18 protein-coding genes are annotated in these 21,938 nt (G+C 54.7%); 14 read left to right on the top strand and 4 right to left on the bottom strand.

What is annotated here, in order from left to right; translation table 11 throughout:
• Nucleotides 1-20 precede the first annotated feature (20 nt).
• The 9 genes from pseB (at nucleotide 21) to EDB94_RS03765 (ending at nucleotide 8,869) form a co-directional block, all read left to right on the top strand.
• A complete protein-coding gene (pseB, locus tag EDB94_RS03805) occupies nucleotides 21-1,019 on the top strand; it encodes a UDP-N-acetylglucosamine 4,6-dehydratase (inverting) (RefSeq protein WP_108017490.1) in 999 nt (332 codons plus the stop codon).
• 3 nt (nucleotides 1,020-1,022) lie between these two features.
• A complete protein-coding gene (pseC, locus tag EDB94_RS03800) occupies nucleotides 1,023-2,183 on the top strand; it encodes a UDP-4-amino-4,6-dideoxy-N-acetyl-beta-L-altrosamine transaminase (protein WP_108017489.1) in 1,161 nt (386 codons plus the stop codon).
• Complete coding sequence (gene pseF / locus EDB94_RS03795; RefSeq protein WP_108017488.1) at nucleotides 2,180-2,881, top strand: pseudaminic acid cytidylyltransferase; 702 nt, start codon at nucleotides 2,180-2,182, stop codon at nucleotides 2,879-2,881. Before pseC ends, pseF begins: the two co-directional genes overlap by 4 nt.
• Nucleotides 2,874-3,989, top strand: coding sequence for a UDP-2,4-diacetamido-2,4,6-trideoxy-beta-L-altropyranose hydrolase (pseG, locus tag EDB94_RS03790; RefSeq protein ID WP_108017487.1), 1,116 nt, complete (start codon nucleotides 2,874-2,876; stop codon nucleotides 3,987-3,989). The genes pseF and pseG overlap by 8 nt, the downstream gene beginning before the upstream one ends.
• On the top strand, nucleotides 3,982-4,488 hold the full coding sequence (gene pseH / locus EDB94_RS03785; RefSeq protein ID WP_311316502.1) for a UDP-4-amino-4,6-dideoxy-N-acetyl-beta-L-altrosamine N-acetyltransferase: 507 nt from the start codon (nucleotides 3,982-3,984) through the stop codon (nucleotides 4,486-4,488). The genes pseG and pseH overlap by 8 nt, the downstream gene beginning before the upstream one ends.
• An 18-nt stretch (nucleotides 4,489-4,506) precedes the next feature.
• Nucleotides 4,507-5,559: a pseudaminic acid synthase gene (pseI, locus tag EDB94_RS03780; RefSeq protein ID WP_108017485.1), complete on the top strand. Its 1,053-nt coding sequence runs from the start codon at nucleotides 4,507-4,509 to the stop codon at nucleotides 5,557-5,559.
• A 69-nt stretch (nucleotides 5,560-5,628) separates the two neighbouring features.
• Nucleotides 5,629-7,017, top strand: coding sequence for an MBL fold metallo-hydrolase (locus tag EDB94_RS03775; protein WP_108017484.1), 1,389 nt, complete (start codon nucleotides 5,629-5,631; stop codon nucleotides 7,015-7,017).
• 43 nt (nucleotides 7,018-7,060) lie between these two features.
• Nucleotides 7,061-8,323 (top strand): Vi polysaccharide biosynthesis UDP-N-acetylglucosamine C-6 dehydrogenase TviB, encoded by a 1,263-nt coding sequence (tviB, locus tag EDB94_RS03770; RefSeq protein ID WP_108017483.1) that lies wholly within the window; start codon nucleotides 7,061-7,063, stop codon nucleotides 8,321-8,323.
• A gap of 177 nt (nucleotides 8,324-8,500) precedes the next feature.
• A complete protein-coding gene (locus tag EDB94_RS03765; RefSeq protein ID WP_108017482.1) occupies nucleotides 8,501-8,869 on the top strand; it encodes a histone-like nucleoid-structuring protein, MvaT/MvaU family in 369 nt (122 codons plus the stop codon).
• A gap of 37 nt (nucleotides 8,870-8,906) precedes the next feature.
• On the opposite strand, the gene EDB94_RS03760 is transcribed toward EDB94_RS03765, so the two are convergent.
• On the bottom strand, nucleotides 8,907-9,860 hold the full coding sequence (locus EDB94_RS03760) for a sensor domain-containing diguanylate cyclase (RefSeq protein ID WP_108017481.1): 954 nt from the start codon (nucleotides 9,858-9,860) through the stop codon (nucleotides 8,907-8,909).
• 3 nt (nucleotides 9,861-9,863) lie between these two features.
• A complete protein-coding gene (locus EDB94_RS03755; protein WP_014577680.1) occupies nucleotides 9,864-10,892 on the bottom strand; it encodes a response regulator in 1,029 nt (342 codons plus the stop codon).
• Between the two features lie 354 nt (nucleotides 10,893-11,246).
• Between EDB94_RS03755 and EDB94_RS03750 the strand changes: the two genes are divergently transcribed.
• Nucleotides 11,247-12,131, top strand: coding sequence for a hypothetical protein (locus EDB94_RS03750; protein ID WP_108017480.1), 885 nt, complete (start codon nucleotides 11,247-11,249; stop codon nucleotides 12,129-12,131).
• A 49-nt stretch (nucleotides 12,132-12,180) separates the two neighbouring features.
• On the top strand, nucleotides 12,181-13,626 hold the full coding sequence (sbcB, locus tag EDB94_RS03745) for an exodeoxyribonuclease I (protein ID WP_108017479.1): 1,446 nt from the start codon (nucleotides 12,181-12,183) through the stop codon (nucleotides 13,624-13,626).
• A gap of 58 nt (nucleotides 13,627-13,684) precedes the next feature.
• Here the strand turns inward: sbcB and EDB94_RS03740 are convergent, their stop codons facing one another.
• Together EDB94_RS03740 and EDB94_RS03735 are read right to left on the bottom strand one after the other, a co-directional pair.
• Entirely contained in the window at nucleotides 13,685-15,685 is a 2,001-nt protein-coding gene (locus EDB94_RS03740) for a tetratricopeptide repeat protein (protein ID WP_108017478.1), read from the bottom strand.
• A 95-nt stretch (nucleotides 15,686-15,780) separates the two neighbouring features.
• A complete protein-coding gene (locus EDB94_RS03735) occupies nucleotides 15,781-17,292 on the bottom strand; it encodes a flagellin (protein WP_108017477.1) in 1,512 nt (503 codons plus the stop codon).
• 393 nt (nucleotides 17,293-17,685) lie between these two features.
• Between EDB94_RS03735 and EDB94_RS03730 the strand changes: the two genes are divergently transcribed.
• The 3 genes from EDB94_RS03730 (at nucleotide 17,686) to fliD (ending at nucleotide 21,907) form a co-directional block, all read left to right on the top strand.
• Nucleotides 17,686-19,203, top strand: a complete 1,518-nt coding sequence (locus EDB94_RS03730) for a flagellin (protein ID WP_108017476.1) — start codon at nucleotides 17,686-17,688, stop codon at nucleotides 19,201-19,203.
• Between the two features lie 72 nt (nucleotides 19,204-19,275).
• The gene (locus EDB94_RS03725) at nucleotides 19,276-19,713 is read left to right on the top strand and encodes a flagellar protein FlaG (RefSeq protein ID WP_108017475.1); all 438 of its coding nucleotides are present in this window, start codon (nucleotides 19,276-19,278) and stop codon (nucleotides 19,711-19,713) included.
• A 202-nt stretch (nucleotides 19,714-19,915) separates the two neighbouring features.
• A complete protein-coding gene (fliD, locus tag EDB94_RS03720) occupies nucleotides 19,916-21,907 on the top strand; it encodes a flagellar filament capping protein FliD (RefSeq protein WP_108017474.1) in 1,992 nt (663 codons plus the stop codon).
• The last annotated feature ends 31 nt before the right edge of the window (nucleotides 21,908-21,938 follow it).

Raw genomic sequence — 21,938 nt, 5'->3', positions numbered from 1 at the left:
CCAGAGGCACCTGACACCCGATGTTTGAAAACAGCTCCATACTGATCACCGGCGGTACAGGCTCCTTCGGCCATACCTTCGTTCCAATGCTTCTTGAGCGTTTCAATCCCAGAAAAGTGATTATCTTCTCCCGGGATGAGATGAAGCAGTGGGAGATGGCCAAGAAGTTCGCCGGCGATCACCGCGTTCGGTTTTTTATCGGTGATGTGCGCGACAAAGATCGCCTGTACCGGGCGCTGGATGGTGTGGATTACGTGGTGCATGCGGCGGCCACCAAGATTGTTCCCACGGCGGAATACAACCCCTTCGAGTGCATCAAGACGAATATCAACGGTGCCATGAACCTTATCGATGCCTGTATCGATAAAGGTGTGAAACGTGTTGTCGCTCTCTCGACGGATAAAGCCAGCAGCCCTATCAACCTGTATGGCGCTACCAAGCTGGCATCAGACAAATTGTTTGTGTCTGGTAACTCCTACGCAGGTGGCCATGATACCCGCTTTGCGGTGGTGCGCTACGGCAATGTGATGGGGTCACGTGGGTCGGTTATTCCGTTTTTCATGTCGGTTAAGGACCAGGGCGTGTTGCCCATTACCGACGAGCGGATGACCCGCTTTATGATTTCGTTGGAAGAGGGTGTGGAACTGGTATGGCACGCCTTTGAGGATATGGAAGGTGGCGAAATCTATGTGAAGAAGATCCCTTCCATGAAGGTGACCGACCTTGCCCGGGTGGTCGCGCCGGATGCCAAACACGAGATCGTTGGTATCCGTCCCGGCGAGAAGCTGCACGAGCAGATGATTGGCGCCGAGGATTCCTATTACACCTATGAGTACCCGGAACACTTCAAGATCTTGCCGGCCATTCATGACTGGAGCGCCGATGCTGCGCGTATCAAGGACGGCAAGAAAGTGCCTGAGGGATTCGTTTATTCCAGTGACAACAACACGGAATGGATGTCTCAAGATGATCTGCAGTCCTGGATTGATGCCAACCGGGAAAAGATCGGGAGTATCTGATTGATGATTCCTTACGGGCGCCAGGAAATCACGCAAGAGGACATTGATGCCGTTGATGAGGTTCTCAAATCGGACTTCCTGACCCAGGGGCCGCGAGTTCCAGAGTTTGAGAACACGGTGGCCACTCACGTTGGTGCAAAGTTCGGGGTGGCTGTTAACAGCGCAACGTCGGCCTTACACATTGCCTGCGCAGCTCTGGGCCTCGGTGACGGAGACTGGCTGTGGACCTCGCCGGTCACTTTCGTGGCCTCAGCAAATTGTGGTCTCTATTGCGGCGCAAAGGTGGATTTCGTTGATATCGACCCCCGAACCTACAATCTTTGCCCGGATGCGCTTGAGCGCAAGCTGGAACAGGCCAAAGAGCAGGATCGTCTGCCCAAGGTGGTAGTGCCGGTACACCTGTGTGGCCAGCCTTGCGACATGGAACGGATCAAGGCGTTGTCTGAGCGTTATGGCTTTCGCATTGTTGAGGACGCATCCCATGCCATTGGTGGCAAGTATCAGGGCGAGTTTATTGGCAGTGGCCGGTACAGCGATATCACGGTGTTCAGCTTCCATCCGGTAAAAATTGTGACAACCGCGGAAGGCGGCATGGCTGTCACCAACGACGCTGAACTGGCCCAGCGCATGGAGCTGCTCCGCAGCCATGGCATAACCCGCGACCCTGCCCGCATGACCCATGAGCCAGACGGCCCCTGGTATTATCAGCAGGTTGATCTGGGCTTTAACTACCGTATGACCGAGTTACAGGCGGCTCTGGGTTTAAGCCAGATGACGCGGCTGGACGACTTCGTGAACCGTCGGCATGAGTTGGCGCGGCGATACGATGAGATGCTGGCGGATTTGCCTGTGGTGACGCCATGGCAGCATCCGGACAGCTATTCTGGCCTTCATCTTTACGTAATCCGATTGAAGCTGACAGAGATTTGCGCTAGCCACCGTGAGGTATTCGAGTCGCTCCGGGAGCAGGGGATCGGCGTCAACCTGCATTACATCCCTGTCCACACCCAGCCCTATTACGAGGCCATGGGTTTCGCGCCCGATGATTTTCCGGAATCCATGGGTTATTACAGCGAGGCGATCAGTATTCCCATGTACCACGGCCTGACGTTTGAGCAGCAGGACTCGGTGGTTGAAGCGCTGAAGCAGGCTCTTTCGGTATGAAGGTTGCGGTAGTTCCGGCTCGCGGAGGCAGCAAGAGGATTCCGGGTAAGAATATCCGGGATTTCTGCGGCAAACCGATGATCGCATGGTCAATTGAGGCGGCCCGCGCGAGTGGCTGCTTTGACGAGGTTATCGTTTCAACCGATGACGAAAAGATCGCCGAAGTAGCCAGGCAGCGCGGAGCGACAATTCCTTTCATGCGTCCTGAGCATCTTTCAGACGATTACACGGGAACGCTTCCGGTTATCCGCCACGCGGTCGAGTGGTTCTTAAACGCTGGCCATGCCGTCGATCGTGTTTGCTGCATCTACGCGACAGCCCCTTTCATCACGCCCGCGGACATTCATGAGGGCGAAAGGCGGCTTGAATCTTCGGGCAGTAGCTTCGCTTTTTCTGTGACCAGCTATGCCTTTCCCATTCAGCGTGCACTTCGCCTTGCCGATGGTGGCCGGGTGGAGATGATGCATCCGGAGCAGTTTTCGACACGTTCCCAGGATCTGGAAGAAGCCTGGCACGATGCCGGTCAGTTTTACTGGGGAACCGCGGAGGCCTGGCTCGAGGAGCGGATGATCTTTGGGCGGGGCTCTGTCGGAATCCCGATTCCCCGCTATCGTGTGCAGGATGTTGATACTCTTGAAGATTGGGAGTCGGCCGAGTATATGTTTGAGGCGCTGAGAGCCCGGGCGCGCAATGGCTGAATCGCTTACAGTGGCTTTCCGGGTGGATGCGTCCACGCTTATTGGTTCTGGCCATGTTATGCGCTGTCTCACCCTTGCAGATGCATTAGCAGAAGCCGGTGCCCGATGCTTTTTCGTAATGCGGCAGAAGCCGGGAAGTCTGGAGAGTGCAGTTCGCAGCAGGGGGCATCATGTTTTGATGCTTCCATCGGTCGAATCCATAGAAAGTGAAATCACTCCTGAGAGCGCGCCACCCCACGCCGGCTGGCTGGGAGTGAGTTGGGAAGCCGATGCCTCTGACACTTTGCAGGCATTGAAAGGCATCGAGCTGGACTGGCTGGTGGTAGACCACTACTCGCTCGATCATCGCTGGGAAACTCAGGTTCGTGCGTGTTGCAGGCGGCTGATGACTATTGATGATCTTGCAGACCGCAGGCATCAGTGTGATTTGCTACTGGACCAGAATCTTGGGCGTAAACCGGATGATTACGATGGTCTGGTACCGGGCCACGCCAAGCGGATGATTGGCTCTGATTACGCTATGCTCAGGCCCGAGTTCTCACGGGTACGTGCACTGTCTGTTGAAGAATGGAAAACTCCGGAGCCCGGGAACATACTTGTTAGTATGGGGGGCGTGGATGCAGCCAATGTTACCGGCAATGTTTTGAGGGTATTGGATAGCATCGAGGTTGTTGCCTCTTGCCGAGTTACCGTCGTTCTCGGGGCGGCCTGTCCTCATATCGACGAGGTGATAGAGCAAGCGGAATCAATGCGTCTGGATACGCGGGTGGTAGTCAATGCCAACAACATGGCGGAGCTGATGAGCAAGGCAGATCTCGCCATTGGTGCCGCTGGGGGCTCTGCCTGGGAACGCTGCTGCCTTGGTTTGCCCAGTTTGCTTGTGGTGATGGCTGACAACCAACGCCCGGGCGCTGAGGCGTTGGAACGGGCAGGTGCATCACTCAGTTTGGGTTGGCCGGACGCTATTGTCGAGGCATTGCCCAGGGCGATGCGTGAAGTATTCGCGCCCGGAAGGTTGCTTGAGATGAGCCAGAATGCTGCCGCAATCTGCGATGGCCTGGGTGTGCAGCGTGTGGCTGATGCCCTCCGGGAGGTTTCGGATGAATAGTGGGCGGCTGAGACTCATGCGCTCCGGGGACCTGGCGAGGGTTCTTAGTTGGCGGAATCATCCCGATGTGTGCCAGTTTATGTACACCAGCCATGAGATCTCCCCCGAAGAGCATGAGCAGTGGTTTGCCCGTAACAGTGAAGCCCCCGGTGTGTGGCTGCTGATCTACGAGGTTGATTCGGCCCCTGTCGGCTTCGTTAATATCTCCTTGACCCGGTGTGCCCAGGTTGCAGACTGGGGCTTCTATCTGGCACCGGATGCAGAGCCAGGAACCGGGCGGTCGCTTGGTGAGGCTGCCTTGAGGTACGCCTTTGAAGAGCTGGAATTGCATAAACTCTGTGGGCAGGCGCTCGGTTTTAATGAGCGGTCAGTCCGCTTCCATGAGCGTCTCGGGTTTACCCGGGAAGGTGTCCTCAGAGAGCAACACTGCGACGGAGAACGTTATCACGACGTTATCTGTTTTGGCCTTCTGGCTGCCGAGTGGAAAAATTCGAAGTAAAGGTTTAAGGGCGTGTTTATGAGTGAAGCGAAAATTGTCATTGATGGTCGTGAAATTTCATCATCTCAGCCGCCTTACATAATTGCGGAGCTGTCCGCCAATCATAACGGTAAACTTGAAACGGCTCTGAAGATCATTGACGAAGCGGTTGAAGCCGGCGCAGATGCGGTAAAACTGCAGACTTACCGACCCGACACCATTACCCTGAATTCGGATGCCGACGATTTCAAAATCAAAGGCGGGCTTTGGGACGGACGCACCCTCTACGAGTTATACGAAGAGGCCCACATGCCCTGGGAGTGGCATAAGCCTCTATTTGAGCGAGCCCGGGAGCGGGGCATCACGATTTTCAGTTCGCCCTTCGATACCACCGCCGTCGATCTGCTTGAGGAGCTCGGCGCTCCAGCCTATAAGATCGCATCATTTGAGGCTGTGGATCTGCCATTGATTGAGTATGTGGCCCGGACTGGTAAACCGATGATCATTTCCACCGGGATGGCGGATGCGGAGGAAATCCGGGAAGCCATTGATGCGGCGCGCGGAGCTGGCTGTAAACAGCTGGCGATTCTCCATTGTGTAAGTGGCTATCCGGCGCCAGCGGAAGACTATAATCTGCGAACCATTGTGGACATGAAGCAGCGTTTCGGCCTGGTGACAGGGCTTTCTGATCATACCCTGGATAATACAACGGCAATCACCAGCGTCGTGCTGGGCGCGGCGATCATTGAAAAGCACTTCACGCTCGATCGCTCTGGCGGTGGGCCGGATGATAGCTTTTCCCTGGAGCCTGAGGATCTCAAAGCGCTTTGCCGGGATAGTAAGACTGCGTGGAAGGCTCTCGGGAAGGTCGATTACGGTCGGAAATCCAGCGAGCAGGGTAACGCACTCTTTCGGCGTTCCTTGTACTTTGTGAATGATATCAAGGCCGGTGAAGTCATTTCCGGGGACGATGTGCGAAGTGTTCGCCCCGGCTTCGGGTTGGCACCGAAGCACCTGAAAGCCGTTGTTGGCAAGGTGGCCGCACATGACATAAACAGGAACTCCCCGGTCAGGAAAGAAGACTTTCAGTAACCGATGTTCAAACAAGAAATTTGCCCAAGGACTGGGGCAGTTTCAAAGCTATCAACAAGGACGTTCAGCATGATCTCGATATCTCACCACGGCGCCACCTCTGGCGTAACCGGCTCCTGTCATGAGCTCACCGTTAGTCACGCGGCCGACAAGAGCGGCATCCTCATAGACTGCGGCCTGTTCCAGGGCCAGGATGAAAGCCGTGGTGCTTCCGCGTCTGATCTCTCCATTGATTTTCCCATTGATCATATCCGGGCTCTGGTGGTCACCCACGTGCATATCGACCACGTGGGGCGCATTCCCTATTTGCTGGCTGCGGGTTTCGATGGGCCCATTATTTGTTCCGAGCCTTCAGCCATTATGCTGCCGGAGATACTGGAGGATGCCCTGAAGATCGGGTTTACCCGCGACAGACAGTTGATTGAGCGGGTTCTGGGACTGATCCGTTCCCGCCTGTTGCCGTTGCCTTATGGCACGTGGCATCCGGTGTTTGATGAGGATGATTGCTCGCTGTCGGTTCGGCTGCAGAGGGCTGGGCATATTCTGGGCTCGGCCTATGTTGAGTGTGATGCACGTGCGGGCGAATCTGAAGAACGGGTTGTGTTCAGTGGCGACCTCGGCGCGCCCCATGCTCCGTTGCTGCCCCCGCCCCAATCCCCCGAGCGAGCAGATCGGCTGGTGATCGAGAGTACTTATGGAGACAAAGACCATGAGGACCAGGAAACGCGGCGTTACCGGTTGAAGGCGGTTCTGGAACACTCGCTGGAAGACGGCGGCACGGTGTTGGTGCCGGCATTCAGCATTGGGCGCACGCAGGAGTTGCTGTACGAGATTGAGGGCCTTATCAATGAGTTTGGTGGAGAGCTCTGGAACAACCTGGAAATTGTTGTGGATTCGCCGCTGGCGGCGGAATTCACCCGAATCTATCGAGACCTGAAGCCCTTCTGGGATGCTGAGGCCACAGACTTGGTGCGCCAGGGCCGGCATCCGCTTTCTTTCGAGCAACTCACAGTGATCAACTCCCACGACGATCATTTGAACGCCGTGGATTACCTGGCCGGTTCCCATCGCCCTTGTGTGGTTCTGGCAGGCTCTGGCATGTGCGCCGGTGGCAGGGTGGTGAATTACCTGAAGGCGATGCTGGGAGATAAACGGAACGATGTTCTGTTTGTGGGCTACCAGGCGGCAGGCACGCCGGGAAGGGATATTCTTACCTTCGGTCCCCGTGGTGGCTGGGTGCAGCTGGATGGTGAGCGTTATGATATTCGGGCTCAGATTCGTCAGGTTGTCGGCTATTCGGCCCACGCAGGGCAATCGGATCTGGTGAAGTTTGTGTCAGAGATACCAATACCTCCCCGTGAGATTCGAATTGTCCATGGAGATCAGGGCGCGAAGCGGGCATTGAAAAGGTGTTTTCAATCCCTGGCCGCTACAGACATAATTATTCCATCAGAATAGGGCGTATGGGCGCCGTTTTAAGCTTCCTCGCAAAGGATTTCAAATGAAGAAGATTGCAGTTATTGGTCTTGGTTATGTGGGGCTGCCTCTCGCCGCGGCTTTTGGTGAAAAGCGGGAAATTGTCGGTTTCGATATCAATAAAAAACGAATTGCCGAGCTGAAAGATGGCGTTGATTTCACCCGTGAGGTGTCCCGGGAAGAATTGGCTGCGGCGTCGGGTTTGTCTTTTACCGATAATCTTGAAGGCATTCGTGATTGCCAGATTTATATTGTCACGGTGCCTACCCCGATTGATGAATTCAAAACCCCGGATTTAACACCTCTGGTAAAAGCCAGCGAAACCGTAGGCAAGGTTTTGAAGCAGGGCGATATTGTGATTTACGAATCCACAGTATATCCCGGCGCCACCGAAGAGGTGTGCGTGCCGGTACTGGAGAAAGTATCCGGTCTTGCGTTTAACAACGATTTCTTTGCCGGTTACAGTCCTGAACGAATCAATCCGGGTGATAAGGAGCATCGGGTAACCAGCATCATGAAAGTAACCTCTGGTTCCACTCCGGAAATTGCCGATGAAGTGGATGCACTATATGCCAGTGTTATTACCGCAGGCACCCATAAAGCCAGTTCTATCAAAGTGGCCGAAGCGGCAAAGGTTATCGAAAACACCCAGCGTGATCTGAATATAGCGCTGATGAATGAGCTTTCGATGATTTTTTCTCGCCTGAAAATTGATACCCATGAAGTGCTTGCTGCAGCGGGAACCAAATGGAATTTCCTGCCGTTTAAACCCGGCCTGGTGGGTGGGCATTGCATTGGTGTGGACCCGTACTACCTCACCCACAAAGCCCAGGCTATTGGTTACCATCCGGAAATTATTCTGTCCGGCCGGCGGGTAAACGACAACATGGGCCCCTATGCAGCAGCTGAGCTGGTTAAGGCGATGATTAAAACCGGGCACACTGTGGCATCTTCAAAAGTTTTGGTGATGGGGCTTACCTTTAAGGAGAACTGCCCGGACTTACGGAACACGCGGGTAATTGATGTTATTCGGGAACTGGAGGATTTTGGTTGCTCCGTAGATGTAACGGACTGCTGGGCAGATAATGCCGAAGCCGAACATGAATATGGCATTGCCCTGGTGAATTCCCCGAAAGCCGGAGATTATGATGCGCTGTTTCTTGCAGTGCCTCATCGTGAATATGCGGCCAAATCTTCAAAAGAACTGCGAGCTTATTTGAAAGACAATGGCGTTCTGTTTGACCTGAAGGGTGTTTTGCCATTGGGCGAAGCGGATCTTCGGCTGTAAGTATAAAAAATGTACAGAGTTTGATTTAAAAGCCGGTCAATTTGACTGGCTTTTTTATTAAAGGCTCGTAAATAAATAATTTTGCCAGATCACATTTATTTGATTATTATCTCGGTTGACTTTTGGTCAACTCCAATTAAGTTTTTAAAACCCCTATTTGAATAAGGTTTTAATTCCATGGCAAAGATTAACGACTATTACCAGAAAAAACAGCTTATGGAAAAGCTTGCTGCAGAGCTGGAACAGCTTGAAAAAGACCAGGCTCTGAAAGGTGAACTGGAGTTTGAAAACAAGGTTCGCGCCTTGATGAAGGAGTATGACAAGTCACCGAAGGATGTACTACAGATTCTCTCTGCTATTGATCCATCAGTGGCCAGCGGCAAGATCGATTCAAATGCTGGCAGCCGCCCAAAGCGCCCGATGAAGACTTACAAGAACCCGCACACCGGTGAAGTGGTTAAAACCCGTGGTGGCAATCACAAGACGCTGAACGAATGGCGTCAGAAGCATGGTAAGGAAGCTGTACAGAGCTGGCAGCAGGACTGATACCAGCTGGCCCTTCTCCTTTCCGGGAGAGGGGCTGTTAACCCACCACAACCCGATTCCTGCCACCCTCCTTCGCCGCGTACAACGCCTCATCTGCTTTCTGCATCCACTGCATATAGTTCTCAGGCTCTTCCGTTAACTGGGCAATGCCAATGCTGATGGTATACCGGATTGGTGCCACGCTGGTTTCGACTACGCTCTGCTCAATGCTTTCTCGTATCCGTTCGCAGATGATGCGTGCGCCCTCTGCGTCCGTTTCCGGCAGTATGATGCCGAATTCCTCACCGCCGTAGCGCCCTGCGCTGTCGGATTGGCGGATGGCATTACGGGTGAGTCTCGCGGTGTGTTTGATCACTTCGTCCCCTGCCAGATGGCCATGGTTGTCATTAACCGGTTTGAAGTGGTCAATATCAAACATCACCAGGCTGGTGGTGTGGCCGTAGCGGCGGAAGCGTTCGAATTCGGCGTCCACCAGGTTTTCCCAGGTGCCCCGGTTGAGCAAGCCGGTCAGGCGGTCTGTCATGCTCAGTTTGGCCAGCTGTTCATTGGCCCGTTCCAGGGCCATTTTGCTGCTGGCAATGTCGGTTACGTCGTAAACCATCAGGCACACTTTGTTCACTTCCCCCGTGGTGCCGGAGAGTGGGCTGATGGTGAGATTCTGGAACATGTACTCTTCGGTGCCGGTGATGGGCCGGGTATTGCGGAACTGGAACAGGTAAGGGCGTTGCTCCCATGAGGTGAACGCTTTGGTATTAAGCAAGGCGACGGCGTCTACCTTACGGGTCAACCAGGCTTTTGGGATATCCGGGAATACGTCGAACAGCACCTGGCCCTGGATCTTGCTCGCTGTGATGCCGCTGTGGTTCTCCATGAAGCCGTTCCAGACTTCCACCCTGAAATCCAGGTCGAGCACCACAAGGCCCACTTCCACGGATTCCAGCATGTCCATCAGCCAGTGAAAGGAGTTGGCTTCAGATTCTTCTATGGCCATGAGTCAGTCCACCAGATATTGCAGGCGATCTTCGAGAAAAGGCACTGAATCCTCGGTAAGTAGGATCAGCATGTCGCATTCGATGTCCCGGTCTTCCAGGGCATAGCAGATTTCGATACACAGCAGCTGTTCTTCACGGGCGCTGTGGTGTTCCAGCAATTCGGTAATTTGGCGATGTTGCCCCAGCACCGTGGGGTGGCCAAGGCCGAGTTTCAGGTCGAGCTGGTCACCAATGCCTTTGAGGAAGGCTCCGAAGAGTATGCTGGACATATCCATCAGCACTTCTACGTTCACCGCTTCACCCTCAAGGGTGTCGTAGTGAAGCATTTCCGCCATTTCCCGGAAGCTGGCGTCTGCGAACAGCAGAAGAGCCTCTCCGGCGATGCCGGCCCCGGTGAACCCCTGGCACACGGCGGAATATGTGTCGCTGTCGCTGACCGAGGAAATGGCCATGTGCAGTTCGGAGTTGGCCAGGAAGGCGACCTTGGGAATCGGCTGTTTGACGAAGACACGTAACAACCGGGCCAGCAGATCGGAGGACCGGCCCATGGCGACGTTGGAAATTTCCTGCAGGTAGTCGTTCAGGGAAACGGAGATTTCCGGAGCGGCACTGCCTGTGCTCTTCAGGCTGCTGTCTTGTAGCGCCGAATCTTCGAGTTCTCCGGGGCGGTACACTCCGTATTCCACCAGCAGGTCAAGTACGGTGCAGGTCTCTGTCGGCTTTTTGATGAAGTCGAGGGCGCCAAGCTTTTTGACCCGGTCCCGGGCTTCGGGCTGGATATCGCCGGAAACGACGATGGTCATGACCGGCAAATCTTCCTTGCGAACCTGTTCCAGCACCTGATAGCCATCCATCTCTGGCATGTTCAGATCCAGGAACAGCAGCTCTGCCTCTCCCCCGCGCAACTTCTCCAGCGCTTCCACACCGTCCTTCGCGAAACTGACGTCTCCGCGCAATCCCTCCGGCAGCGCCCGGGCCATTTGCTTTCTGGCAAGGGCTGAATCGTCGCAGATCAGTATCCGGGTGGTCATTGATGGGGCCGTAGAGGGTTGGTCATAAGGTGCGAAAGTATACCAGTAGTATTTGTTATGTACACGTTTGCTACAGCATTCGTAACAATGGGTAAGGCGTTGTAAGTATTTTAAGCCAAAGGTTTTGTGACTGTATTCAAAGTTGGTTGAGTATTACTGAATTGTAAACGGTGATTGTGACTCTGCTCACTCTATTGGCCGATCTGCCTTGGTTATAGTGTGTCCGCGGCAAATAAAAAATAATGTAAAACACTGCCGCCTGTGAGCACCGGAAAAACCAAAAACAATCCGGGCTGCAGTAGGGTCGGGCGTCGGAAAACTGGCTCTAAAATTTTACTTCAGAGACACGAAACTATGAGACAGCAGGCGTATGGATACGCTGCCGTCACCCTGTTCTGCCTGGGTATTGCGCCCGTTGCCCTGGCCGAGCTGAAGCCCATTTCAGAGGAAACAATGGGTGAGGTGACCGGGCAGGCTTTTATGCAGATCGAAAACATTCAGGATATACCGGGAAATCCTCATGAGTTCACGCGCATGACGCTGACCATGGATGTGGAAACCCGGATGAACGTGGATGACGTGCAAGCCGGCGAACTTGATGGCGGCGTGGACTTTGCCGCGCAGCATGTGGCGCTTGGCCATATTGCCCGTAATGACGGTCAGCAGTTCAATGGCCGCACCTACAGTGCCGGAGATACCGTTCATTTCGAGGCGTTCAAACCCTACATCGAGCTGGCGGAAGACCCTGCCGAGGGTAAGCTTTCCGGCTTTCGTATGGGGTTTGGACAGGCGAGAGGGTCGGTTTCCTCGCTGACCAGCAGCTTCAGTGGCGATATCGGCCTGAAGTTGGTTGATGGATCCGGGCAGGAATTCGACGCGACGCTTTTCGATGAGAACACCCAGGCCACCAATTATCGGGCCAGTTATATTGGTATTGATGATGGGACGGCGGACTGTGCCTCGGGCACCAATTGCGCACCCTTGACCCATCTGCAGTCTCTGTACGTGGGTGAGGCGGGTGCTGATGGCGTGACCGATTTCACGAACGACTTCTTCATTGGCTTCCAGCGCGAGGGGGTGGAATGGCAGAGCCCGGACGGTGCCAATGTCATCAATGCTGGCAAAGGTGTTTTTATCAATCTGCCTACAAGCATGAAAGTGGACATGAGCCAATTGATCAGCCAGGGCGTGGACCGGTTGCAGACCCATCGGGACGATATGGGTACCCAATTGTTTTAAATGCTAAACTCCTGCCAGTGTTTAACCCATTCGGCAGGAGCTCAGTCCCTTGATCCGCTCGTTTTACTGGCACGATTACGAAACCTTCGGCGTAGACCCGGTTCACGACAGGCCTTCCCAGTTTGCCGGCGTGCGGACGGATGCGGATCTCAACATCATCGAAGATCCGCTGGTGATTTACTGCAAGCCAGCGGACGATTACCTGCCATCGCCCGAAGCCTGCCTGATTACCGGAATCACCCCGCAAAAGGCCCTGGAAGATGGCTTTCCCGAGGCTGAGTTTATCGCCCAGATTAATGAAGCCTTCAGTCAGCCCGGCACCTGTGTGGTTGGCTACAACAGCCTGCGCTTTGACGACGAAGTGACCCGGCACACCCTCTACCGCAACCTGCGCGATCCCTACGCACGAGAATGGCAGAACGGCAATTCCCGCTGGGATATCATCGATATGGTACGCCTGACCTACGCGCTGCGCCCCGAAGGTATCAACTGGCCCCGCAAGGAAGATGGCAGCCCCAGTTTCAAACTGGAGGAGCTGACCGTTGCCAACGGCATCGCCCACGAAGCAGCCCACGATGCCATGTCGGATGTTGAAGCGACCATTGCAGTGGCCAAGCTGATCAAGGAGAAACAGCCGAAGCTCTTCGATTTTGTTCTGCAGAACAAAGACAAACACTCGGCCCGGGCGATGCTGGATACGGCTGCCATGAAGCCGGTGTTCCATATATCCGCCAAGTACCCGGCCAGCCGTGGGTGCTGTGCACTGGTTGCTCCGGTGGCCGAGCATCCAACTAATAAGAACCTGGTGATTGTTTACGACCTGCGCGAGGACCCCAGCGAGCTGATCGCCGCCAGCTCTGAGCAGATTCGTGAGCGTGTGTTTACTTCCCAGGCGGAATTGGGGGAGGGCGTCAGTCGCTTTCCTCTGAAAGGCGTGCAATTGAACAAGTGCCCGGTGCTGGCGCCGGCGAATATGCTATCCACCCTTTCTCCGGAGCGCCTCGAAGAATTGGCCCTGGACGGGGATACGCTGCGAGCCAACCTGGCCATGCTGCGCAAGGCGCCGGATTTGCCGGCCAGAATTGCCCAGGCTTTTGATCAGCCCCATGAAAGTGACCTGACAGACCCGGATGAACAGCTCTATGCAGGTGGCTTTATCAGCAAAACTGACCGCGAGAAGCTGGACTGGGTGCTGGAACAGCCGATTGAAACGCTTGGCGAGCTGGAGGTGACCTTTGAGGACGATCGCCTGCAGGAGCTGCTCTTTCGTTATCGGGCGCGGAATTACCCGGGTAGCCTGATGGGCGAAGAGATGGAAAGGTGGGAGAAGTTTCGCAGCAAGAGATTAATGCACCCGAAGAAGGGTTGGCGGTCTCTGCAGGCTTTTGCCCAGGAACTACAGCGCCTGGCGGCAGACCCGGAACTGACGCCGCAGAAGCGACATATCCTCGAGGATCTGCATTTGTATGGGGAGTCTTTAATCCCCTACATCTGAGGATCGGAGTGCGGAAGCGAGGTCAGATGATACTCTGCATCTGACCTCGGGTTTCTGTTCAACGCCGCTTCAGGAAATAGACGCTCAGATTCTGCCCCATCAGGCTCTGCACTTCACTGCCGAGGGCTTCCGCCTGGATCTGCTTCTGAACCGGTGCGGTAGCGAGGCTGTGGCCATCCACATCCCGCGCTTTCACAAGCTTCCACTCCACCTCGTTACTCGCCATGGCCATCAGCTCTTTCAGCTGGGCTGTGTCCTGGGGCCGAAACCATCTGTCCCTGCATCCCCCGAGGCTGTAAAAATCAGCGTCGGCGGTCAGTTCCTGCCAGCCGGCATCGCTGCGATTGGCAAGGACCATCCGGCGGAGTTGGCGCAATGTCTGTCGTGTGGGCTGTAGCTTATGCTCACTGACCAGTTTACGAATCTGTTTGTCACCAGCGGTTTGTTCCGCAATGGCAGTGTGCATGTGCACCACTGCACCAGAACCAGTGGCCTGGTTAACCAGGGCGGCAAGCGAAAGGGTGTTCATGGCCGGTGAGGGCAGGCGACCAACTTCAATCCAGTGCACCTGGTGGCCATCCGCCACAAAACGCTGGGCGATGGACCAGGGCCAGAACACGATGTTGTCCATACCCATCTCGTTGGCCATGCGTGTGGCTTTGGCGATGTTGGCCAGAGATTCATCCACCGCGATCACTTCCACATCGTCCAGATAGCCGGCCAGTTCCATTGCCCGCTGGCCAGACTGCGCACCGCACACCATGATCCGAAGGGTGGCCGGGAGATTTTCCGTGTCCAGCCCCAGTTCAGTGGCCATCAGGGTTTTCAGGCTGCTTTCGGTACGATAGGCCAACCGGGACCAGGATGGCCATGCCTGGGGAACATCGGTCTTCTCCAGACAGAGCTCCTCGGCCTTTTCATCGAAATTCTGCTTGATTGCTTCCTCTTCGGCCCGATCGTAATAGCTGGCGGCCAGGACTGACTGTAATGCCAGGGGCCAATCCACGAGATTCCATTGGCCAAGTTGTACCGCGAAGGGCTGATGGAAGAGGGCGCCATACATCGCGCTGATCATCAGTGAGCCGATGAGTCCGTCCTGTTCCTCACCAAGGGCAAACTGGGCCTGGATGCTGTCGTTGATGGCTGAGACCAGTCGTTCTTCGTCATCTTCCGCAGCGAGGGCATAGCCGGTTCTGTCGGCGTACTGAGCGATGGCCAATGTCAGGCGCTGCAGCTCGTCCCGTAGTTCAACGGTTTGTGCTACTTCGGCAATGATCGCCCGACGAAGCATTGTCACCAGTTCTTCCACGGCCGGATTTGGCATCAGAGTTTTCTGGAGGGCAAGGATCAGCAGTTCATCTTCGCTGGCCGCATCCAGGAAAATCTGTGCATCCGGGTTATCCAGATCGTACTGTTGATGAATAATCGCGCCGACAAACCGACCCAATTCTTGGTGCGGCAAACCCTCCCGCTGAAGCAGGGCGATCGCATCATGGGCCAGTGCGGAATCGGCTTTGCTCACTTCCAGATGTTGGGCGCAAGTGAGCATCCCGCTGTATACGGAATCCAATTCAGCGCCGGTTTCCAGAAGCTTGCGATAATGCAAATAAGCTAAATCAAACTGCCCCTGCAGCCGCTTCGAATGGGCAATCCCACAGAAAGCGGCGGCAGATTGCCGGTCGCAGTCCAGGGCCTGCAGGAAGTACTGCTCCGCAAGCGCCGGTCGCTCGGTTTTCAGTGCCCAGTAACCCAGGTTGCAATACTGCTGAACCTGGCCCGGCTGGTGGTCCAGGCTGGCATTGAACAGGGCGTGTGCCTTCTCAAGCTGCCCGTCGTCCATCTCCACGCGGCCAAGAAGACCCAGCGCGCCAGCATTCTCCGGCTCCAGAGCCAGCGCCTCGTTCAGATAGCCCCGGCATTCCTGCCGGGCCTTCAGCCGCTGGATATGGCTGAGGCCGTTACTGTTGGACTCCCCGTAGGCAAGATTGGCCTGCAGAAGCAGGCGGGCAACCTGGGCCTGTTGGGATTGGGAAACCTGGACTTGATGCTTGGCTTGCATGGGACACCTCATAAAACCTGCCGCGGCAGTCACTGCGATCAAAAAGTAGGTCGGATTAGCCAGGGGCATAATCCGACATCACCCGCTCTGCCTCATTAACCCTGCAGCAACTGCAGAACCTGTTGCGGCCGTGCGTTGGCCTGGGCCAGGACGGACAGGCCGGCCTGCTGGAGGACCTGGGTCCGGGCCAATTCTGCGGATTCCGCAGCGAAGTCCGCATCGCGGATGCGAGAACGGGCTGCCGAGAGGTTCTCGGAGGTGGTGCTCAGGTTTGCGATGGTGGATTCCAGGCGGTTCTGAGCTGCACCTAGATCGGCACGGATGCCACTGATGGTCTCAAGAGCGGCATCAACAACGGCAAGGGCACTGGTCGCCCCATCAACAGTGCTGATGTCGATTCCTGATACGGCTTCCGGGGTTGAGCCCGCTGCAATGTTCTGCGCGCTGTTCAGAACGCTGCCTGCCGCCAGAGTTGCGTCTGAAGTGGCCGCAAAGCTCACTGACGAATCAAGGGTCAGCTCGCCAGCAATTCGAGTTGCGTTCGCAGCGCCACTTGTAAGTTCAATAGCGCTCGGATCACCGCTGCCCTGAACCGCCAGCTGCTGTGCACCCGTAGCGGTAAAGTCTTCAATGGTTATGTCCTTACCCTGTTCTTGAACCAGAGTGATGCTGCCATCGTTTTCGACTTCAGCGGTTATTCCGGTTTTGCCCGAGGCTGCGTTTACCTCTCGAGCGATGGCCGACAAGTCACTGGCCTCGGTAATTTGAGCTGAAATCGTCGCTGAACTGCTACCATTTGAGATAGTGAGGGACACGGTTTGTGGCACTGCAATCGGTGTCGTTGCCGTATTGCTGAGGGTCGCGGAGGTTCGTGCGGTAGCGTTAACACCCGTGGTCGCCGCTATATCATTTATGGAGGCGGCGATATCTTCAGCAGTATCTCCGGCGGTTATTGGTACAACTTGGCTGTCCAGGGAGCTTGAAATCGTGAGGTTTTGAGCGCCGATAGTGTTTTGCGCAGGGAGCGTAGCGTTGGCCGCCGTAGTAGAGCCTGTACCCTGGTTGAGCGTTGCGTTGGCTGCAGAGAGCGTATTGTTGGCAAGGTCGTCTGTGCGAGCTCCCTCAATGGAAACCGCAATGCTCTGGTTTTCGTTGGCGCCCGCCTGGAATTTTTGGGCCTGGAAAGTGCCATCCAACAGTTTGAGCCCGTTGAACTCAGTCGTAGTTGCAATCCGTTCCAGCTCTTCTTTTAGCTGGTTAACTTCGGACTGCAGAGCCTTCCGGTCGGAAGCCGAGTTCGTGGCGTTGGCAGATTGAACCGCCAGTTCACGGATGCGCTGCAAAATGTTGCCGGACTCGCCAAGGGCGCCTTCTGCCGTCTGGGCAAGAGAAATGCCGTCATTGGCGTTCCTGATTGCCTGGTTGAGGCCTTTGATCTGAGAGGTGAAACGCTCAGAGATTGCCAGGCCTGCGGCATCGTCTTTGGCAGAGTTGATTCTCAAGCCCGAGGAAAGACGCTGTAGTGCAACGTTCGCATCTTCCTGCGAGGCATTAAGGTTTCGCTGTGCATTCAGTGACGCAATGTTGGTGTTGATGATCTGAGGCATGTCTCTTCTCCCTGCTCAGAGGTGCCGGTCCGTCGTCTTCATGTGAAAAAGGCAACGAGTGACCGGCAGGTATTCGTTTAATTGCCGTTTTTCTCTGTGCAAGCGAAGGGCGTGCCACTTTCTGTAAGTTGATCCTAACGCTATGAAAGTATTAAATTAAAATGTAAGGGTTGTTTATTTTTTTGAACGATTTCCACGTTTTAGAGTCTTTTTATTGGCATGCGTTTGCCGCTTTTTTGAGGGTTTTACATTCCTTTACAAAAAATGGGCTTTTTTTTCTAAAGGATAAGAGGGGGCCGCCGTTAAGTGGTGTAACAGGGCGGCGCTCCCAAAGTGAAAACGGGCGCCAGACCTTTTCCATGAAATAACGACACCTGTCGAAGGAGAAGCATAATGGCTCTCGGTATTAACACTAACGTTGCGTCACTTTCCGCTCAGAACCAGTTGGGCAAATCTCAGAGCCTGTCTGATCAGGCCCTGCAGCGTCTTTCCTCTGGCCTTCGTATCAATTCCGCCAAGGATGATGCCGCTGGTCTTGCAATTTCTACTCGCTTTCAGTCTCAGATCAGTGGCCTGAACGTTGCGCAGCGGAACGCGAATGACGGTATCTCGCTGGCACAAACTGCTGAGGGCGCGCTTGAAGAGACCACTAATATTCTTCAGCGTATTCGTGACCTGTCCATTCAGTCTGCCAACTCCACCAACTCTTCGTCCGATCGTTCCGCCCTTCAGGCAGAGGTGAATCAGCTTCAGCAGGAGATGCAGAGGATCGCTGAGACAACTCAGTTCAACGGCCTGAATTTGTTGGATGGGAGCTTTAGCGCCCAGAAGTTCCAGGTTGGTGCGAATGCAAACCAAACTATTTCCGTTGATGTCGGTAGTGCCAAGACTACCGATCTGGCCAACTACTCACTGACTGCAGGCAGTGAAGATGCCAACTTCGGCTTGGGCACAGCTGCAAATGCGGCAGCCGCAATTCCCGGCACTAATACTGTTGCAGGCCAGGACGTTACCATCAATGGTCCTGTTGCTCAGGGCTCTTTCACCCTCAGTGGTGGCGAGTCTGCAGAGCAGATTGCCGGTCAAATCAATGATATTTCAGGATCTACAGGTGTTTCTGCAACGGCTTCAACTTCTGCCACTCTGTCTAACTTGAGTGCTGGTGGTTCGGTAAGTTTGACTATCGAAAGTGGCGGTCAATCAGCGACAGCGACTGCAAGTGTAACAACTGGTGATCTCTCCGCTCTTGCTGACGCAATTAATGGCTTGACCGGCACAACAGGTGTTTCTGCCGAGATCAACTCCAGCAACGAGATTGTGCTTTCGCAGTCTACTGGTAAAGATATCGGTCTGACTTTCTTGGGTGCTAGTGACGGTGACACTATCGATGTTGCAGGTGCTGGTGATGGTACAACCGCTCAAACAGCCATCGAGCTTACCTCTGCAAACACCACCGGTACCAACACTGACTCTACGGTCGTGACAGGCACCGTCGAGCTGTCAGCTGATCAGGCGTTCTCGGCCAGTTCAAGTGTTGCAGATGGCGCTGGTTCAATATTTAACAGTGCTGCAAACACCGTAAACAATGGATCTGCGAACACAGTAGCTCAGATCGATATCAGCAGTGAAGATGGTGCCGCGTCAGCAATTGCAGTTGTAGATTCTGCTCTGTCTCGGGTCAACTCCATCCGTGCAGACCTTGGTGCGATCCAGAACCGCTTCGAAAGCACCATTGCTAACCTGGCGACCACCTCTGAAAACCTGAGCGCTGCAAACAGCCGTATCCTGGACGCAGACTTCGCAGCTGAAACAGCGAAACTGTCCAAGTCTCAGGTCCTGCAGCAGGCTGGTATCTCGGTACTGGCGCAGGCGAACGCCCGTCCCCAGCAGGTTCTGTCCCTCCTGCAGTAATTGGGGCATAGCGGTAATAGCCGGAACCTTCGGGTTCCGGCTTAGCGCCGTTTTAGGATAGCGAGGTAAGCTATGAATGACGTTAACCTGAACAGCCCGGATCTGAAGCTGGTTCGTACCAGTGAACAAGCACCGGCTCGGGCAATTTCGTCATCTCAGGCCGAAGGCAGGAATGCCTCCGACCTTGCCTCTTCAGCAGCGGGACGCGTTGCACCCACATCTACAGTTCCTCAAACGCAGGATGTTTCCAGAACGGAACAGCTTCAGAAACAGAATGAGGCCCAGCGGGAAGAGCTTGACGATGCGGTGTCGCAGTTGAACAGTTATGTTCAGAATGTCCAGCGGGATCTGCAGTTTGAAGTGAATAACGAACTGGGGCAGACGGTTGTTCGTGTAGTAGACCAGCAAACCCAGGAAGTGATTCGCCAGATTCCGGATGAAGTGGCAATGAGGTTGGCAGAAAACTTGCAGCAGGATGAGCCGCTGACGTTGTTTAACATCAAAGTGTAAGCGACTGCCGCTTACGCAGCGATTTAAGCATCGGTATTTCAGCACCGCCGCACCCGATAGGGTCCGGCGGTGCTCTGCGTTATGAGATAAGCTTGTTTTTTACAAGCGGTTACAAATCGGGAAAAGAAAAAGGCAAAGTTTTGCCGCATTTTGCCGATAACTTGAACAGTGAGTTGATTCGCCCCCTTGAGGAGGCACGGTTATGGCAAGTATTTCATCTTTAGGTATCGGTTCCGGCGTTTTGACGTCTGACCTGGTTGATCAGTTGGTCCAGGCCGAACGGGCGCCGACTGAAAACCGTCTTGCCCAGAAAACAGAACAGACTCAAGCGCTGATCTCGGCCTATGGGCAGTTGCGCAGTGCCATCACCGAGCTCCGTCTCCCGATGCGGCAGTTGAGCGCGCCCGATAATATGAAGGCTTTTTCAGCGAATTCTTCGAATGAAGACATTGCTGTATCCGTCGACAGTGCCAGAGCCAATCGCGGCACTTACAGCGTGGAAGTGACCAGTTTGGCCAGTGCCCAGGCACTTGCGTCTCGAGATGTTTTTGCGGACCGGGACTCGACGAGCGTTGGCCAGGGCACACTGACTCTCTCTGTTGGCAACAACACGACGAATATCACCATTGATAACAGCAATGACACGCTTCAGGGGCTGGCCAACGCTATTAATGAGGCGGATGCTGGTGTATCCGCTGGTGTCATCGATACAGGCAATGGTTTCCAGCTGGTTCTGTCTGCCGATGAGACGGGCACAGACAATGCTGTAAGTATTTCTGTTTCAGGTGACTCTGGCGGTACCGATACGGATAACCAGGGGCTTTCGCGGTTTGCGTTTAACTCTGGAATGGATGCCGATTCTGGATTGAATGAGACGATCGCCGCCTCTGACGCTGTCATGAAGATCAACGGAGTTGAAGTTACTCGTTCTACCAATAACTTCGAGAATGTTATTGATGGTCTTACTTTCGATATCGCAGCGACTGGAACGTCCATTGTTAAGGTTCAGCAAGACTATGGCGCTGTAGCGGATCGTGTTGCGGGATTCGTAGACAAATTCAATTCCCTGCAGGGGACAATTGATAGCCTTGCCGGCTTCAACGCTGAGGCTGGCGTTGGGGGCCTTCTCACCGGTGATAGTACCGTCCGGGGTATCCAGAACCAGCTGCGCCAAATCTTGACCCGGGTTGTTCCGGGACTGGAAGGCGCAAGTGTTCGAAGCCTCGCCGACGTTGGCATTACCACTAACTTCGAGACTGGCGGCCTTGAGTTTGACCGGGCGAAGTTTGAAGAGCAGCTTAAGAACAACCCTGATGATGTAACAGCTTTGTTTGCTGAGCAGGGGCGGGCAAGTGACACTCAGGTGGAATTTGTTCGGAGTGGCGTGAATACCGAACCCGGGGAGTACGCTATCAACATCACCCAGGCCGCGACTCAGGGTAGTCTGGTGGGTTCCTCTGCGGTTACTTCTCCGCTAACTGTCGACGGAACGAACGACGAGCTTACGTTTCAGGTCAACGGCGAGACCTCGGTCAGCGTGCAGTTGACGCAACAAACGTATAACTCCGCTCAGGAGTTGGCCAACGAAATTCAGTCCCAGCTCAATGCAAATAACGCGCTTAATGCGGCCGGTTCATCAGTACAGGTAAGCGTTGGAACCGGGGGGGAATTGACCTTTACTTCCTCCCAATATGGCAGCGAGTCGAACGTAAGCATTACTTCTTTGGAAGATGGATCTGCCTATGGCCTGTCTGTTGCCACTGGAACTGCCGGTTCTGACGTCGCCGGTACGATAGGTGGGCGTACAGCCCAAGGGGATGGTCAGGTTTTGTTTCTTGATAACGGCAATGGCGGTGCCTCTGGTCTACAGGTTCGGATTCTGGGCGATCAGACCGGAAGCCGTGGCTCCATTACCTTTGTGGAAGGCGTGGCGGAGCGAACGGTTGATCTTGTGACCAGCTTTGTCGGCGCCGATGGGGCTCTGGAAGCTCGCACCGAGAGCCTTAACCGTGATCTTGAGCAGATTCAGGAGAACCAGGCGCGACTGGAAGAGCGTATTGCAGCTTATCGTGAGCGGTTGGTCAGTCAGTTTACGGCTGCAGACTCTCTGATTTCCCAGCTAAATAGCACCCAGGATTACGTAAGCCAGCAGCTTGCCGCGCTTGCACCCCAAAACAACCGGAACAACAACTGATCGGCGTTAGCCGGTTAGCGAACGAAGAGGT

The sequence above is a fragment of the Marinobacter sp. 3-2 genome, from assembly GCF_003751355.1.
Taxonomy (GTDB): domain Bacteria; phylum Pseudomonadota; class Gammaproteobacteria; order Pseudomonadales; family Oleiphilaceae; genus Marinobacter; species Marinobacter adhaerens.
Note: the sequence above shows the minus strand (reverse complement) of the source record. Positions and strands in the feature narration are given on the sequence as shown.

Bases quoted from the DNA above. Each gene is read 5' to 3' on its own strand.
- EDB94_RS03750 (WP_108017480.1), top strand. From the start codon at position 11,247: ATGAGACAGCAGGCGTATGGATACGCTGCCGTCACCCTGTTCTGCCTG.
- pseI (WP_108017485.1), top strand. From the start codon at position 4,507: ATGAGTGAAGCGAAAATTGTCATTGATGGTCGTGAAATTTCATCATCT.
- pseC (WP_108017489.1), top strand. From the start codon at position 1,023: ATGATTCCTTACGGGCGCCAGGAAATCACGCAAGAGGACATTGATGCC.
- EDB94_RS03760 (WP_108017481.1), bottom strand. From the start codon at position 9,860: ATGGCCATAGAAGAATCTGAAGCCAACTCCTTTCACTGGCTGATGGAC.
- EDB94_RS03755 (WP_014577680.1), bottom strand. From the start codon at position 10,892: ATGACCACCCGGATACTGATCTGCGACGATTCAGCCCTTGCCAGAAAG.
- EDB94_RS03735 (WP_108017477.1), bottom strand. From the start codon at position 17,292: ATGCCTCAGATCATCAACACCAACATTGCGTCACTGAATGCACAGCGA.
- pseB (WP_108017490.1), top strand. From the start codon at position 21: ATGTTTGAAAACAGCTCCATACTGATCACCGGCGGTACAGGCTCCTTC.
- EDB94_RS03775 (WP_108017484.1), top strand. From the start codon at position 5,629: ATGATCTCGATATCTCACCACGGCGCCACCTCTGGCGTAACCGGCTCC.
- fliD (WP_108017474.1), top strand. From the start codon at position 19,916: ATGGCAAGTATTTCATCTTTAGGTATCGGTTCCGGCGTTTTGACGTCT.
- EDB94_RS03765 (WP_108017482.1), top strand. From the start codon at position 8,501: ATGGCAAAGATTAACGACTATTACCAGAAAAAACAGCTTATGGAAAAG.
- pseH (WP_311316502.1), top strand. From the start codon at position 3,982: ATGAATAGTGGGCGGCTGAGACTCATGCGCTCCGGGGACCTGGCGAGG.
- pseF (WP_108017488.1), top strand. From the start codon at position 2,180: ATGAAGGTTGCGGTAGTTCCGGCTCGCGGAGGCAGCAAGAGGATTCCG.
- EDB94_RS03740 (WP_108017478.1), bottom strand. From the start codon at position 15,685: ATGCAAGCCAAGCATCAAGTCCAGGTTTCCCAATCCCAACAGGCCCAG.
- EDB94_RS03730 (WP_108017476.1), top strand. From the start codon at position 17,686: ATGGCTCTCGGTATTAACACTAACGTTGCGTCACTTTCCGCTCAGAAC.
- pseG (WP_108017487.1), top strand. From the start codon at position 2,874: ATGGCTGAATCGCTTACAGTGGCTTTCCGGGTGGATGCGTCCACGCTT.
- EDB94_RS03725 (WP_108017475.1), top strand. From the start codon at position 19,276: ATGAATGACGTTAACCTGAACAGCCCGGATCTGAAGCTGGTTCGTACC.
- tviB (WP_108017483.1), top strand. From the start codon at position 7,061: ATGAAGAAGATTGCAGTTATTGGTCTTGGTTATGTGGGGCTGCCTCTC.